The following is a 14,364-nucleotide window of genomic DNA, read 5'->3' as shown; positions in this document are numbered from 1 at the left end:
CCCGTCTCGAGACGGCTAGCTTATTTCCAGGGCAAGCCACTCTCTGAAACGGGTTATCTTGTCTTCCCTTGGCGAGTTCATCGGCGTGACCAGGTAATAGCCCAGATCTCGAACAAGAGTGTGTTCACAAAAATAAATAAGGGTGCCTGCACGCAGCTCCCGTTCGACCATACGGGTTTGCGCGATCGCAATGCCCAGCCCGTCCTGCGCCGCCTGATAGGCCAGCAGGGAGCTTGGCAACATGAAGGGGTCCTCCTCCATTTGATACTCGATACCGGCGGAGGCAAACCAGTCGCTCCAGTCATTCTTCCGGTAGCGGGAGTGAACAAGCCGCCGCCCAACAAGATCTGCTGGCGTCCTCCCGGCGGGGAGCCCTGCCACCAGCTTTGGCCGACACACCGGCCGCAGCTCATCAGCAAACAGAAAATCTTGCTGCATCCCTTCCCACTCCCCTTTGCCCAGCTGAATCGACGCATCAACGCGCTCGATCGCGAAATCCACCGGGGCAACTGCCGTCGAAATACGAATGCGGAGGTCGGGATGTCTGCTTTGCAGACGGGGTAAGCGATGCATCAACCAGCGCGCGGCAAACGTCGAGTAAACGCGGACCCGCAGCGGCTCATCCTCTACCTGGGCCGTTAAACCTTGAGTTGCAGCCACGATTCGCTCGAACGCCGGCTGCACACCTTCAAAATAGCGCTGCCCAAGCTCCGTAAGCTGGATACCCGTTCGGTCACGCAGAAAGAACTGAACACCCAGGTAATTCTCGAGCAAGCTAATTTGCTTGCTTACGGCCGACTGACTTACGTGAAGTTCGTCTGCGGCCTTCGAAAAACTCTTGAGTCTGGCAACACTTTCGAAAACACGCAGTGCATTTAGGGGTGGGATATTTCTCATCTGGTTTCAGCCTTTATGGGAGTTTTGCAAGCGGCTGCAGTCAATGATTGCTTGTCCGAACTGCCTGCAAGGACCAGCGCGAGGAGGTAGCCGAGGCACCTCCTCACGAACTCCCTTGCTTTCTACAGCTGGGTTGCTGAAGAAAACCGCTTCACCAGCCAGTTCGTCTGTGTGAAGACAAATACCAACAACACAACGAACGAGCAGAGGTGAGCCCATGTTACCGGTGTCAGACACCCAACGGCAGCCATGGCAAGAACAAGGCGCCAGATCACACCGACACGGCGTTGCAGCCAACCCACCAATGCAATGGACATCATCCATACGGCAACCAGCCCAAGGGCGCACGCCGTCAAGATATCGACCCAGGAGCCCAGCCCAAGCAGCGACTGGTTGTAAACCACCATGATCGGCAAAACAAAGCCTGTCAGGCTGATGCGGAACGCATCCAGACCGGCTTTGAAGGGATCACAGCCAGCGATACCTGCTGTTGTGTAAGCCGCAAGCGCAACCGGCGGGGTAATCGGCGCGTAACAGCAGTACATAAAGACAAAGAAATGTGCGACGACCACAGGGACGCCCATCTGCACCAGAAACGGCGCTGCAGTTACGGCCATCACAATATAGGCTGCGGTGGGCGGCAGCCCCATGCCAAGCACAATCGAGATCACCATGGCACAGAGCAAGGCAATAGGCAGATGCCCCTGGGAAATAGACATCAGGATGTCGGAAAGCTTGAGCCCCAAGCCGGTCATACCCAGCATGCCAATGATGATGCCTGCTGTTGCACACGCAACCGACACGACGAGTATCTTGCGCGGTGTCTCTATCAGCGCCTCCAGCATGTGCTTGGCAGGCACCTTCAGTTCGGGCTTGAAGAAGTTGTAGAGAAACGTCGTAACAACAACGATAGCCGTGGCGAAAAGCGCTGCCCGCAACGGCGAGACCCTGAGAACCGCAAGCGAAAAAATCAGCACCAGCAACGGCACCAGCAGACGCAGGCTTTTCAGCAGGGCATCTTTCTTGGCGGGGATTTCCTCCGCCGGCAGCGCCTTGACCCCAGTCTTGCGCGCCTCGTTTCCGACGACAAACATCAAGGCTGTATAGAACAACATGGCTGGAATAATCGCGTGCAGAATGATCTCGCTATAGGGCACGCCACTCATGTCAGCCATGACAAATGCACCCGCCCCCATGACCGGCGGCATAAGCGAAGCACCTGAAGCGCCAACCGCCTCGATTGCTGCAGCAGTGCGCGCCTTGTAGCCAACCCGCTTCATCATGGGAATGGTGAAAGCGCCGGTAGTCGCTGCATCTGAAACGGGGCTACCGGACACCATTCCCACACTGGCAGTCGAGATGATGCCGACCTTTGCCGGCCCTCCCTGGTACTTACCGGCAAATGCGTTGGCCAAATTGATGAACAACGTCCCCACGCCGCTCTTTTCCATGAAGGATCCGAACAAAATAAACAGGAACACGTAGGTCGCAGCAACACCCAGCGGCACGCCGTAGATACCCTCGGTAGAAAAGAACATCTGCGTAACGATGCGTTCCAGATCGCGCCCCGAGTGACCAAAGGGTTCTGGCAGGAAATGACCAAAGTAGCTGTACAGCAGCGAAATAACAGCCAACATCGTCATCACCCAGCCAACCGTGCGGCGAGTCGCCTCCAGCAGCACGACAACGGTGACACAACCAACGATCATATCCGGCAGATTTGGGTCACCAATTCGATAGATCAAATCATCGAATGACATGTAGAGATAAACACCACTGCAAACAGCAGCACAGATCAGCGGAACATCGATAAACAAAGTGCGCTTCGTACCGCTAATTGCAGGGAAGAACAGAAAAACCAACGCCAATACAAAGGACAGGTGAATTCCACGCTGCAAAATGGCCGTCATCAGGCCAGTGGTTGCCGTGTAAACCTGGAACACGGTAAAAAGCAGGGAAATGACAATAATCACCCCCCCTATAGTCTTGCTAGAAGCCATGTTGCTATTTCCTCTAACGGACAACTTCAGTCCTATCGAATGCTGAGAAGCCGAGCCTCCTCAGCATCGTTCAACCGATTACCTGAGGACACCGACTTCACGGAAGTAACGAGCGGCGCCAGGGTGAAGCGGAACAACGGTATTCGTGGCATTTTCAAGCGTGGTTTGCTTGAAGGCATGGTTGATGCTTTCGAGCTCTTCCTTGTTTTCGAAAACAGCCTTGACGATTTGATAAGCCGTCTCTTCAGACAAATCCGTGCTCGACACAACGAGAGTCTGAACAGAGACCGTTTGGGTGTCGTGATCAACACCCTTGTACGTGCCTGCGGGAATCACTGCACGATCCAGAAAGGGGTAACGAGTACGGATCGTTGTGACTTGATCGTCGGTCAACGAAAGCAAATCGATGGGGTTTGTCAGCGCCAGGCTCATGATGGCTGGTGCCGGGTAGTTGACTCCCAGGAAGGTCGCTTCCACGGTGCCATCCTGCAGCGCTTCAACGCCCTCGGCAAAGGTCAGGAACTCCGGACGAAAATCACGATAAGTGATATCCAGAGAGTCCAGCAGCATCCGTGTCTTTACTTCCGTACCCGAGCCAGGAGCACCAACCACAACCCGCTCTCCACGAATATCGGCGATATCATTCACGCCCGAACCTTGCAGGGTCACAATGTGGTGCGGCTGCTGATACATATTAAACAGCGCGTACATGTCCACTTTTTCTTTAAAGTGCTTGGAGCTTGCGAACTCGGTATAGGCTTCGTGAACAACATCGGCCGACGCCGTCGCAAGGTCTGCCTGCCCCTTCGATAGCATCTTCATATTCTCGACTGTGCCGCCGGTAGACTCAGCCGTCATTGAAATTTCCGGGACATGCTTGCCCACAACGCTGGCCAACGCCCCGCCATAGGCATAGAAAACACCTGTAGTACCTGCCGTAGCAATCGACAACTGAGTTGCACTGGCTGGTACCGCGCATACGCAGGCAGCAGCGCCAATCGCCCCGAAAATTATCGAGCGAACCTTAGCCTTGTTATTTTTTTTCCACATTTTTGACTCCGATATTTTTATTCAAATCAGTAACGTGCAGGCATGTCATCCAAACGCAAGCCGTTGATTCAGCGTCAAGCATCTTGCAGAAAAGAACGAACCACGGCGTGCCTGATGCCACGAGCCCACATCATAACGAAGCCTCCACAGCGTGGTTTTACGAAAAATCATGTATCGATGAGATATGTGAAAACCGCCCCCGCTTGCCAGTGATTAGAGTGATTTCCGCCCGGAGCTACGGGCAGACAACCTTCCTATAACCAACAAGCAAAAGGTGTCCATGTTGAAAAACAAGAACAGTCGCCTGGCCTCTGCTTCATTGATGACCATCGCTGCACTGGCATGCAGCCAGCCCGCTCTCGCCGAGTTTATCCAGGACAGCGAAGCCTCCCTGGAGCTGCGCAACATCTATCTGAATCGCGACTTTCGCGAAGGCACAGGCCAGTCAAAGAGAGACGAATGGGCTCAAGGCTTCCTGCTTAAGTTCCAATCCGGGTATACCTCCGGCCCGATTGGCTTTGGAGTCGACGCGCTGGGAATGCTCGGGATCAAACTCGACTCATCCCCTGACCGTGTAAATACCGGCCTCCTGCCGACACATGATGATGGGCGCGCCGCCGACGAGTTTTCTCACCTGGGCATGACCGCCAAGGCAAAGGTGTCCGAGACGGTACTGAGCGTAGGGACGCACCTGCAACCCTTGCCGGTATTGAAACCAAACAACGGCCGCATCATTCCTCAAACATTTGACGGGGTTATGCTGACCAGCAACGACATCGGGAACCTGACCTTCAAGCTGGGCCGCTTCGATGATGTTAAACAGCGCAACTCCTCTGACTTCCAGGGCTTGCAGCTAAACAACAAGAACAGTCGATTCGCCGGAGCGGTTGAGGCAGACCATTTCAGTTTTATCGGAGCCGACGCTCCGCTTGGTGAAAACCTGACGGCCACCTGGTATTCCGCTGAACTGGATGACGTCTATCGTCAGCACTATCTGGGCGCCAAATACCAACACGCCTTGCCAGAAGGCTCACTGAAACTCGACACCCGCCTGTTCACAGCAAGTGATATTGGGCAGAGTCTGGGTGGCGACGTTGACAACAGAGCCATCAGCACCATGTTGTCCTACAGTCTTCCCAATCACACGTTCAGCCTTGCATGGCAAAAAATGATGGGAAACACCGGCTTCGCCTACGTGAACGGTACCGACCCCTTCCTGGTCAACTTCTCCCAGCTCAATGACTTTGCCAACCCCGATGAGCAATCCTGGCAAATGCGATATGACTTCAATTTTGCAGGCGTTGGTATTCCCGGGTTGACCTTCATGACGCGTTACGTTCGTGGCTCTGGAGCGGAAGTTATTGGGTCCACCCAGACCGGTCAGGAGTGGGAGCGCAACAGTGAGATGCGCTACGACTTCCAAAGTGGGCCACTGAAGAACCTGTTCGTCAGATACCGGAACGCATCTTTCCGCTCCAGTTTCGCTAGAGACACAGACGAGAACCGAGTCATCCTCGGCTATACCATTCCCCTCCTGTAACACTGGAAATGCCAAATGAGCCCTCTGCGCCTATCACCGTCATTCAAAGCTCATAAAACGCTGCAATGGATAGTTCTGATAGTCGCAGGAGGGCTCGCCGGCTTTATTCTGCATAAAGCCGGTTTGCCTGCTGCCTTGCTGCTGGGCCCCATGCTGGTTGCCATCGCGATGGGCACACTAGGGGCACGCATTCAGGTACCACGCATACTGTTCCGCAGCGGACAGGGTGTCGTCGGACTCTTGGTCGCAAAATCCGTGACCTTAAGCGTTTTGCTTGCCCTTGCTAAAGACTGGTATCTGATGGCGCTGGTTACGTTGCTGACGATTGCTCTTAGCTTCGGCGTTGGACTTATTCTGGCGTGCGCCAGCAAGATCCCGCCAGATGCCGCAGCCTGGGGTACCGGCCCAGGCGCAGCCTCAGCGATGATCGCCATGGCCGAAGAGCAAGGTGCCGACAGCCGCATTGTCGCCAGCATGCAATACATCAGAGTGGTCTGTGTTGTGATGCTAGGCGCCTGGGTGTCCCATATGCTTGTTGCGCCCGGCGCGATGCATGAGCTTACTCAAATGGAGGTAGGCGCTAATTGGCTGGGACTACTTGCCACACTTGCCCTGGCCTTTATGGGCGCACTCAGCGGCAACCTGATTCCGGCAGGCGCGCTTATTACACCAATAATTCTGGGTACCGCACTGCAACTATCCGGTTACATGGAAATCACCCTCAACGACACCATCATGACACTTGCCTACGGAGCAATCGGCGGTTATATCGGCTTGCGTTTCACTCGCGCTACCATCATTCAGGTCGCACGCCTGGTACCGGTTATATTGACAGCAAATATCGTGCTTATTGTTCTATGCGGCCTACTGGCATGGCCACTAAGCGGGGTATTCCAAAAGGACTTCTTGTCGATGTTTCTCGCTACAAGCCCAGGGGGGCTGGATTCAATGGCCATCATCGCGGTCGAGACCGGATCAGATGCCAGTTTCGTAGTCGCACTGCAGACTCTCCGCCTTCTCGGCGTGGTTCTTTGCGGCGCTGTCTGCAGCAACCTCGTGATAAAGCTCTCTACCAAGTTTAGTGGTCATTAATAGCGAGGACTTCCTTCAGTTGCACAAAGGATAATGTTGCTTGCCGTCAGCTACCGACCAGGAGCGCAAATCCACCAATATGAACTGTGCAGGCATTCTTCCACCACGCACCCGGCCAGGCGACGAGGGCGACCATCCGCTACAGCCAACGCTTTGAATGCCTTCGAAGGCTACAGCTCACGTCCCAGAACCTGATCAGTTTTTCCTGGGCTCCTTCAAGTTTTGCCGATAAAACAGCGATGCCAACGGCGTCAGCATCTGACACAGCCCCTCGCCACCGCCAAATGCCCCGCCCCGATGAAGCGCCCCAAGCCGAACCTGCCAACGTCCGCACCTTCCCCCCTAAACAGCTTACCCACCGCCCTTCCAAAACCACCGACCATCGCCCACGCCTTGCCCCTGCCCACCCACCAATGCACGCTTGCATCAAAACAACACCACCCCACCACGGACAGAAGCCCATGCCCCGATTGCGGCAACACCTAGCCCACCTGCTGCCGGCCACCCTCATCACGGCCTGCTTCGCCGCAGTAGCTCACGCCATCGCAGTCGCTGTGGCGGCGCGCTCTGTGGGGTCGGAGTTGTTGCTGATTGGCGGGCTAAGCTTTGTGGTGACGCTGGTGCTTGCGCTGCCGGGTGGTGCCGTTCTGCTGGCTGTTACGGCGCTGCTGCGGTTGAAGCCATGGGCGTCACTGCTGCTGTTTGTACTGACGATTCAGGCGATTGCCATCGGGGTTGAGCTGTATCTGTTTGAGAGCAGCGTCGCCGACATTTCCTGGGTGTATGGTGTTATCACCCTGCCGGCGTCGCTGCTGGCCTGGCGCGTATCGGCCTACCCGGCCTACAAGCAAACCCGAGGCATCGATGGTGCGTAGCTGGGCCACTACTGTGCTGAGTTAATCAAAAGCCAGATTTAACATGTCGCCAAGCGAGCGCAGGGTTTAACTACCCAGTCTCAAGGACGTGAAAACGAACGGACGCTACGAGCATGTAGCGGCACTCCGCTTCAAGGGTAGAAAGGTGATCAAGGTTGTGGCCAGGGAATAGTATTGGCGGGCCACACTTGGGAGTGAAAAGGAATACAAGGATACGGTCCTCTTGCCGCTTCTGGTCGCCCTTGTTTCCCTAGTTTGGTGGTTTGGGTTTTGACAAGCGAATAAGGAGCTGGGACGCGCCAAAGCCGTTTGACAGTATCAACGGCCAGGAGCAACCCGTCGTGTAAGTCGCGTCACCAAGGCGGCTATCAGGGTTGCTAGAAACATCAGCACTACCTCAACCGGCCAGACCAGCCCCACCAGGCAAAACCCGAGCGCTGGCAGCAAGGCGAGTCCCAAATTGGGCAGCGGCCAGCGATAGAAAAACCAGCCGAACACAAGCCAGGGAAGCCACGTCAGGTAATAGCTCCCCCCTTTAAACCGGGCAAGCTGCTCTGTCGACGACAGCTGGCGCTCACGTTGCATCCATTGTTCGAAATGCCGTTCAGCGGCAGCTTGGTTCGCCGCCATCTGGTCAGCCGACAAGCTTTGGCCTCTGCTGGCTTCCAGCGCCGGCAGATCCTGACTCTGGTAAACCACCACACCGCGAAACGACACGGCTGCCATTATCAAGAGGCTGGCAATCAGAAATACCATGCCCCAGAAAAGCGACTTTACGAGGAAAGCCGGTTTCTTTGTCATCGCGCATATACCCAAAATCCGTCCACCCCAGCAGTAGGCCGCTATCGTGAGCATCTGTCCAGTGTAAGTATCCGCTGACACAGAGATGCCGGCGCTGGAGGTCAGAGCGTCACAGACCTAAAGTCCGGTACCGGTTGCCCTCATAGCGCCGCAGACTGGGGACAAACACCGGGCAAATACCGGCACCGTCAGCAGCGCGATAACCGACGACACCAACAAGCACGCATCGCACAACCACCGGCCCCGTTTAGCACCAAGGTTTAATGGCATTGAGCCATGCTATTGGCTACGCTTGCCCGTGAAAATCCTCCGCTGTGTAACATCAAGAAATACCTGAAACCTCCGATATACTCAGTAGAGAACGCTGCCCGAACCGAGCCAGCCGATTGACTGGTCAATGTCGTTCGCCTGCTTGAGTGTCAGTCGAAGCACAGCAACAGCACCCTTATCTTTAGGCCACTGCCACCTGGAGACCCCATGTCAGTCAGAAACCTCACCATCGGCCTACGCGCCAGCCTATTTTTTGCACTGATGACTCTGCTCATGGTGGCATTGGGTGGCTTTGCGCTCTTGCAGATGCAGCGCATGCACTCTTACTCGGATGAGGTCGACAAGAACTGGCTGCCGGCCATTCTCGCCAGCAACGACATTGGCCTGGCGACCTCGCGGGTGCGCGCCCTGACCCTGCGCCTGCTGACCCAGGAGTCCACGGCCGACATCAACGACACCCTGGCCCGCATGCAGGAAGGCAAGGCAGCGCTGGACGCGGCGGATGGCCGTTACGAGGCGCTGATCTCTTCCGAGCAGGAGCGCGCAGCCTACGGCCAGTTTGTTGCCGCCCGCGACCGTTACATGGCGCAGCAAGAAGTCGTCACCGACCTGGTCAAGTCAGGGCGCAGGCAGGCGGCTGAAGACGCCGTATCCAGCAAACTGAACGGCTACGCCGACGACATGGTCGCCCGGCTGGCCGAGCTGACCAAACTGAATCAGCAGGGCGCCTCCGCTGCCGCCAGCAATACCGCCGACGTGTACGGTGGCAGCGTGAAGATGGTGCTCGCCCTGGCCATTGCCTCGGTCATTGCCACCATTGTGCTGGCGCTGATGCTGACCCGCAGCATTGTCGGGCCGATCAACCAGGCATTGCAGGTGGCGCGCACCATCGCCTCGGGCGACCTGTCCCAGCGCGTGCAGGCCGAGGGCAACGACGAACCGGCCGAGCTGCTCAAGGCGCTGGCCGCCATGCGCGACAGCCTGAGCGACACCATTGAAGGCATCAGCAACGCCTCCTCTCAACTGGCGTCCGCCTCGGAAGAGCTGAATGCGGTTACCGAAGATTCCGCCCGCGGCCTGCGCCAGCAGAACAACGAACTTGAGCAGGCCGCCACCGCGGTCAACGAAATGACCGCCGCGGTCGAAGAGGTTGCCCGCAACGCCGCGAGCACCTCCGACGCGTCGCGTGAGACCGATGAACACTCGCGCAATGGCCAGGATCAGGTGCGCCAGACGGTGTCCTCGATCAATGCCCTGACCAATGACCTGACCGAAACCGCCGAGAACGTTGAATCGCTGGCTGCCGAGGTCAACAGCATCACCCAGATGCTGGATGTCATCCGCGCGGTTGCCGAACAAACCAACCTGCTGGCGCTCAATGCTGCCATCGAGGCCGCGCGCGCCGGTGAACAGGGGCGCGGTTTTGCCGTGGTGGCCGACGAGGTAAGAGCACTGGCGCACCGTACCCAGCAGTCGACCACCGAGATCGAACAGATGATCGGCAGTGTGCAAAAAGGCGCCAGCAGTGCGGTGCAGGCCATGCAGGGCAGTACCGGCCTGGCCGCCACCACCCTGCGTTTGGCGCAGGCCGCCGGCGAGGCGCTGGAGGGCGTTACCCGCGCGGTCAGCTCGATCAACGAGCGCAACCTGGTGATTGCCAGCGCCTCGGAGGAGCAGGTGCAGGTAGCGCGGGAAGTGGACCGCAACCTGGTCAATATCCGTGACCTGTCGACGCAAAGCGCCGCCGGCGCCGAGCAGACCAACAGCGCCAGTCAGGAGCTGTCGAAACTGGCCGTGCAACTGCGGGATCTGGTTGCCCGCTTCCGCCTGTAAAGAGCCCCCTTCAGGCGCTTGTGGCGCTGACCCGAGTGTGCGATTGTTGCGCCGCAGCCCGCTGACCCCGCGGGCTGGTCAGTCAGAGCAGGGAGAGCACAGCGCACATGACGTGGGACAGATTTGGCTATATCTGCCGCCAGGCAGGCAACGACAGTAGCGGCGCCAGCCTCGCGGCGCGGCTTGAGCAGGCGCAGTCCGAACAGGCCTGCTCGCTCTACGGGCCGGCGCCAAAGGCCGACAGCTGGCCCGCGCAGCTGCTGACGCGGCTTGCTGCCATACCCGACCCCGACAACGCCGAGCGCGCGCTCAACACCTACCAGCAGCTCAACCTGGGCCGGCAGCTCGAAGCCCCGGTGAAGTTCAAGCGCGCGCTGGCCTACCTCGCCTACGTTACCTTTGTGTTCTATATGGTCGCAGGCATCTACCAGTTCAAGATCACCCCCACGTTCAGCGACCTGCTAAACAATCTCGAGATGGCGCCTCCTGCCTACCTGGCGCTGTACCAGACCTACTGGAGCCTGTTCATTCTGGCCATCTCACTGCTGATTTTACTGGCGCTGCTGAGTGCGCTGCAGATGCGGCGGCTGTTCCAGTTCAAGGTAAACGCCCACGACAGCCTGGCCTGCCGCCTGCTGGTGTTGCCCAGCTGCCGCCGCGCCTACCGTCAGATGGCCGATGCCCTGCAATACCCGACGCTCGACCGGCACGCGCTGTCAGAGCAGAGCCCGGTGCTGCGTCACCTGCAGCAGGTTGAAGAGCGCGGAATGGACCTGGCCATCGAGATACAGGCCCTGACCGAGGTGCAGATGCAAGGCTTTTTGCAGGCCTGCGAAAAACAGCTCAAAGCCCTGACAACGCTGGTCGCGGTGGTCGTGATCGTGGCGGTGATGATGTTCCTGACCAGTGCCTATGCACCCATCTTCAGCCTGGGAGAGGCGATATGAAGCACAACCACGGTTTTACCCTGATCGAGCTGATGGTGGTGTGCGCCATCATCGGCATCCTGGCGTCCATCGCCCTCCCCTCATACCAGACCTACATCCAGCGCAGCGAGATTACCGAGGCCGTGAGCATGGCCGGCTCGCTCAAAAGCCGCATCAACGACTACTACGAGCAGCGCCTGGCCTTTCCCGCGGACAACGGCGCGGCGGGTATGCCTGCGCCGCAGCAGCTGATCGGCAACCGCATCACCGGTGTGGTCGTCGAGTCCGGCGCCATCCACGTGACCCTGGGCAACAAGGCCTCCCAGCCGCTGCAGGGCAAGACGCTGACCTTTCGCCCGGCGGTCGTGACCGGCAGCCCGACCAGCCCGATTGCCTGGCTGTGCGGCTATGACGAACCGGTTACCGGCATGGAAACCCGCGGCGCCAACAAGACGGATCTGGACCGCGAGTTTCTGCCAGCGGCGTGCCGTGGCTAGAACGCATAGCTGACGCTGAATTTGGCGTTACGGCCTTGTGAGTAGGCGTTGTCACCGGACATCGCCGGGCGGTAGAAGCGGTTGAAGATGTTGTCCACGGTCAGCTTGACGCTGAGGTCGGCCAGCTGACCAGTGCGTGGTGACCAGTCGGCAAACACGCGGTGAACGTCGTAGCTGCCGTTATCAAAGCTATCCCAGTAGCGCTCGCCGCTGCCGTCGTAGCGATCCGAGGGCTGGCGATCGCTCTTGCGCACAAACTCACCCTGCCAGCCCAGCTGCACGTCGATTTCCGGCACCTTGACACCCAACATGGCGACCCATTTGACCGGCGGAATATCGCGCGCCCAGACATTGGGGCCCCAGGGGTTGCTGTAGGCGCCGTCGTGACGGCCCTCGGTCCAGGAGTAGGACAGGCTGGCAAACACCCGCTGGCTGTCGTAGTAGCTCTCGATCTCTGCGCCGCGAATGGTCAGGCCGTCCAGGTTGCGGTAGTTGGACAGGGGCAGCAGGTCGCCACAGTTATCGCTGATGCTGCCGCCATTCTCGGCCTGCGCCTGGCAGGCGATGGAGCGAAATTTGAAGATCTCGTCGCTGATGCGGTGACGGAACAGCGTTGCACGCACCTGCAGGTTGTCGCCCTGGCTGATCAGGTCCGGCAGGCTGACCACCGCCCCGCCGCGCACACCACGCATCTGTTCGGCATCCAGATCACGGCTGCTGCCGCTGAGCGTGGAGCTGCTCTGCACTTCGTACTGCTCATCCAGCACCGGCGCACGCCAGGTTTTGGCGTAATCGACGAACAGGCCCAGAGTCGGGTTGACCCGCCAGAACACCGACAAACGTGGTGACCAACCGGTGTAGGTGACCGAGCGGTAATCGTGGTTCATGTCCGGGTTGTTGTAGCGCACGGCCAGGTTGCGCTTGCCGCGATTGGTGACATGGTCATAGCGCAGCGACGGGGTGATGGTGACATCGCCGAGGGTAATCGCATCCTGCAGGAACAGGCTGCGGGCCTCCTGTTCACCGGCCGGCATGAACTGCGGCTGATACCAGCCAAAGTTGTAATCCGGGTTGCTGGCAAAGGTCGGCAGGTACATCAGCACGTCACGGGTATGCAGCCGCCACTGGATACCGGCGGTCAGCTCGTGGGCCAGCGCGCCGCTGTCGAACAGGCTGGTGTTGCGTACCTCAAACACCTTGTCGCGGTACTGGGTGTTGATGTACTTGCCGCCGGTGGAAGAGCTGTAGCTGGCGTCATCATCACGGGTGTCGGTCTGGTCGGTGTCCGACAGCGAGTAGCTGATCTCCAGGTCCACCAGCGGGTTGTTCAGCGGCTGGTAGTGGTACTTGCCGGACCAGGTGGTGTCGATCAGCTCGCGGTTGGACAGCAGCCGGTGCATGGCCGCCTCCAGGCTGCCGTAGCGATCAATCGACCACTTGCTCGGCACCAGAAAGGTCACGGCGCTAAAGGGGCTGCGCAGGTCCAGCTTGCTGCGGCTGTAGGTCAGGCCAAAGCTGTGTTCGGGGCTCGGGTTGAAGTTGCCCTTGAACAGCACCGCATCCTGATTTTGCGCGGTGTAGGGGTAGCGCTCGGGGTACAAGTAGCCTTCGCCCTGATCGATGTGTCCGGCCAGTTTGATGTCATCGCTGTCGCGGTGATTGAGGTACAGCAGGCCGTCGAACAGGCCATCGTCGGTGCGGCCGAACAGGGCGCCGGTATAGCTGCGCTGCTGGTCGTTGCTCTGGTAGCCGTACTTCACAAAGGCGCCGCTGTTGCGGCCCGGCTTGAGCATGTCGGTGGCATCGCGGGTTTCCATGTGCACGGTACCGCCAAAGCCGCCGTTACCGGTGAACGCCGAGTAAGGGCCCTTCTCCACCTCAACGCGCTCGATCAGCTCGGGCTCGATAAAGATGGTGCCCTGCTGATAGCGCTCAAAGCCGCTCTTGTTGGCGCCATCCAGGGTGAAGGGTACGTCCTCGGCGTCACCCAGACCCCAGATATTAACCGTCTGCCCACCCGGCTTGGCCGAGCCACCCATGGTCACACCCGGCAGGGTCTGCAGCAGGCTGGGGATGTTGTTGGCCTGCTGGCGCTCGATCTCGCGACGGCCCAGGGTTGAGCGACCGATGTTGGCGGAGTTGACCTCCAGGCCATCGCCCACCACGGTCAGGGTTTGCAGGGTGATGCCGTTGTCACTGCCCGATGTCCGCGGGCGCGGGCGAATGACAAAGCCCTGATCAACCGGCACCAGCTCCAGGTGGGAGCCCTGCAGCAACAGCTGTAAGGCCGCCTCAGGCTCATAACGGCCATCCACCGCCGGCGCGCTCAAGCCTCGCAACTGCGCCTCGTCGAACAGAATCTGCAGTTGCCCGGCCTGCGCCAGGCTGGTCAGCGAGGCAGCCAACGGCTGCGCTGGCAGGTTCAGGTCAAGGCTGGCCGCCTGTGCCTGCAGGCTGGCGGCGGCCAGCAAGGACAGGGTCAGACGGGACAGGGCGGAACGGGGGTGGCAGGGCTTCATTGCGCTCTCCTTGGGCTGTACGCCGAGTGGTAACACCCCAGAGAACGCAGCAGTCGGGCAAACC

At 58.7% G+C, this 14,364-nt stretch carries 11 protein-coding genes and 1 pseudogene; 7 read left to right on the top strand and 5 right to left on the bottom strand.

The annotated features are described in order from the left end of the window. Positions 1 to 15: 15 nt before the first annotated feature. The 3 genes from ASB58_RS13670 to ASB58_RS13660 all read right to left on the bottom strand — a co-directional run bounded on the left by ASB58_RS13670 (position 16) and on the right by ASB58_RS13660 (position 3,947). On the bottom strand, positions 16 to 897 hold the full coding sequence (locus tag ASB58_RS13670; protein WP_118131256.1) for a LysR substrate-binding domain-containing protein: 882 nt from the start codon (positions 895 to 897) through the stop codon (positions 16 to 18). Positions 898 to 1,019: 122 nt separating this feature from the next. Further along, positions 1,020 to 2,897: a TRAP transporter permease gene (locus ASB58_RS13665; protein ID WP_118131255.1), complete on the bottom strand. Its 1,878-nt coding sequence runs from the start codon at positions 2,895 to 2,897 to the stop codon at positions 1,020 to 1,022. 78 nt (positions 2,898 to 2,975) lie between these two features. Next, positions 2,976 to 3,947 carry a TAXI family TRAP transporter solute-binding subunit gene (locus ASB58_RS13660; RefSeq protein ID WP_118131254.1) on the bottom strand — a complete coding sequence of 324 codons (972 nt, stop codon included), beginning with the start codon at positions 3,945 to 3,947 and terminating at the stop codon, positions 2,976 to 2,978. Positions 3,948 to 4,227: 280 nt separating this feature from the next. Here ASB58_RS13660 and ASB58_RS13655 point away from each other — a divergent pair, with 280 nt between their 5' ends. The 3 genes from ASB58_RS13655 (at position 4,228) to ASB58_RS13645 (ending at position 7,454) form a co-directional block, all read left to right on the top strand. Next, a complete protein-coding gene (locus ASB58_RS13655) occupies positions 4,228 to 5,487 on the top strand; it encodes an OprD family porin (RefSeq protein WP_118131253.1) in 1,260 nt (419 codons plus the stop codon). 15 nt (positions 5,488 to 5,502) lie between these two features. After that, the gene (locus ASB58_RS13650; RefSeq protein WP_118131252.1) at positions 5,503 to 6,579 is read left to right on the top strand and encodes an AbrB family protein; all 1,077 of its coding nucleotides are present in this window, start codon (positions 5,503 to 5,505) and stop codon (positions 6,577 to 6,579) included. Positions 6,580 to 7,040: 461 nt separating this feature from the next. After that, positions 7,041 to 7,454, top strand: coding sequence for a hypothetical protein (locus ASB58_RS13645; protein ID WP_118131251.1), 414 nt, complete (start codon positions 7,041 to 7,043; stop codon positions 7,452 to 7,454). Between the two features lie 318 nt (positions 7,455 to 7,772). Here the strand turns inward: ASB58_RS13645 and ASB58_RS13640 are convergent, their stop codons facing one another. Beyond that, a complete protein-coding gene (locus ASB58_RS13640) occupies positions 7,773 to 8,255 on the bottom strand; it encodes a hypothetical protein (protein ID WP_147336839.1) in 483 nt (160 codons plus the stop codon). Positions 8,256 to 8,732: 477 nt separating this feature from the next. Between ASB58_RS13640 and ASB58_RS20600 the strand changes: the two are divergent. The 4 genes and pseudogenes from ASB58_RS20600 to ASB58_RS13625 form a co-directional block, all read left to right on the top strand. Further along, positions 8,733 to 9,500 (top strand): annotated as a pseudogene (locus ASB58_RS20600) (MCP four helix bundle domain-containing protein); the annotation flags it as partial. Then, positions 9,495 to 10,358, top strand: a complete 864-nt coding sequence (locus tag ASB58_RS20595) for a methyl-accepting chemotaxis protein (RefSeq protein WP_425221477.1) — start codon at positions 9,495 to 9,497, stop codon at positions 10,356 to 10,358. The pseudogene ASB58_RS20600 and the gene ASB58_RS20595, both read left to right, overlap by 6 nt. Positions 10,359 to 10,465: 107 nt before the next feature. Continuing rightward, entirely contained in the window at positions 10,466 to 11,305 is an 840-nt protein-coding gene (locus ASB58_RS13630; protein WP_118131248.1) for a hypothetical protein, read from the top strand. Then, positions 11,302 to 11,781 carry a pilin gene (locus ASB58_RS13625; RefSeq protein ID WP_118131247.1) on the top strand — a complete coding sequence of 160 codons (480 nt, stop codon included), beginning with the start codon at positions 11,302 to 11,304 and terminating at the stop codon, positions 11,779 to 11,781. The genes ASB58_RS13630 and ASB58_RS13625 overlap by 4 nt, the downstream gene beginning before the upstream one ends. On the opposite strand, the gene ASB58_RS13620 is transcribed toward ASB58_RS13625, so the two are convergent. Beyond that, complete coding sequence (locus ASB58_RS13620; RefSeq protein ID WP_118131246.1) at positions 11,778 to 14,300, bottom strand: TonB-dependent receptor; 2,523 nt, start codon at positions 14,298 to 14,300, stop codon at positions 11,778 to 11,780. The two genes, ASB58_RS13625 and ASB58_RS13620, sit on opposite strands and share 4 nt — an antisense overlap. Positions 14,301 to 14,364 lie beyond the last annotated feature (64 nt).

Source organism: Pseudomonas abyssi (genome assembly GCF_003444685.1).
In the GTDB taxonomy this organism is placed as follows: Bacteria; Pseudomonadota; Gammaproteobacteria; order Pseudomonadales; family Pseudomonadaceae; genus Halopseudomonas; species Halopseudomonas abyssi.
Note: the sequence above shows the minus strand (reverse complement) of the source record. Positions and strands in the feature narration are given on the sequence as shown.

Excerpts from the sequence above, each read along its gene's own strand:
- ASB58_RS13670 (WP_118131256.1), bottom strand. The coding sequence starts at position 897 with ATGAGAAATATCCCACCCCTAAATGCACTGCGTGTTTTCGAAAGTGTT.
- ASB58_RS13665 (WP_118131255.1), bottom strand. The coding sequence starts at position 2,897 with ATGGCTTCTAGCAAGACTATAGGGGGGGTGATTATTGTCATTTCCCTG.
- ASB58_RS13660 (WP_118131254.1), bottom strand. The coding sequence starts at position 3,947 with ATGTGGAAAAAAAATAACAAGGCTAAGGTTCGCTCGATAATTTTCGGG.
- ASB58_RS13655 (WP_118131253.1), top strand. The coding sequence starts at position 4,228 with ATGTTGAAAAACAAGAACAGTCGCCTGGCCTCTGCTTCATTGATGACC.
- ASB58_RS13650 (WP_118131252.1), top strand. The coding sequence starts at position 5,503 with ATGAGCCCTCTGCGCCTATCACCGTCATTCAAAGCTCATAAAACGCTG.
- ASB58_RS13645 (WP_118131251.1), top strand. The coding sequence starts at position 7,041 with ATGCCCCGATTGCGGCAACACCTAGCCCACCTGCTGCCGGCCACCCTC.
- ASB58_RS13640 (WP_147336839.1), bottom strand. The coding sequence starts at position 8,255 with ATGACAAAGAAACCGGCTTTCCTCGTAAAGTCGCTTTTCTGGGGCATG.
- ASB58_RS20595 (WP_425221477.1), top strand. The coding sequence starts at position 9,495 with ATGCGCGACAGCCTGAGCGACACCATTGAAGGCATCAGCAACGCCTCC.
- ASB58_RS13630 (WP_118131248.1), top strand. The coding sequence starts at position 10,466 with ATGACGTGGGACAGATTTGGCTATATCTGCCGCCAGGCAGGCAACGAC.
- ASB58_RS13625 (WP_118131247.1), top strand. The coding sequence starts at position 11,302 with ATGAAGCACAACCACGGTTTTACCCTGATCGAGCTGATGGTGGTGTGC.
- ASB58_RS13620 (WP_118131246.1), bottom strand. The coding sequence starts at position 14,300 with ATGAAGCCCTGCCACCCCCGTTCCGCCCTGTCCCGTCTGACCCTGTCC.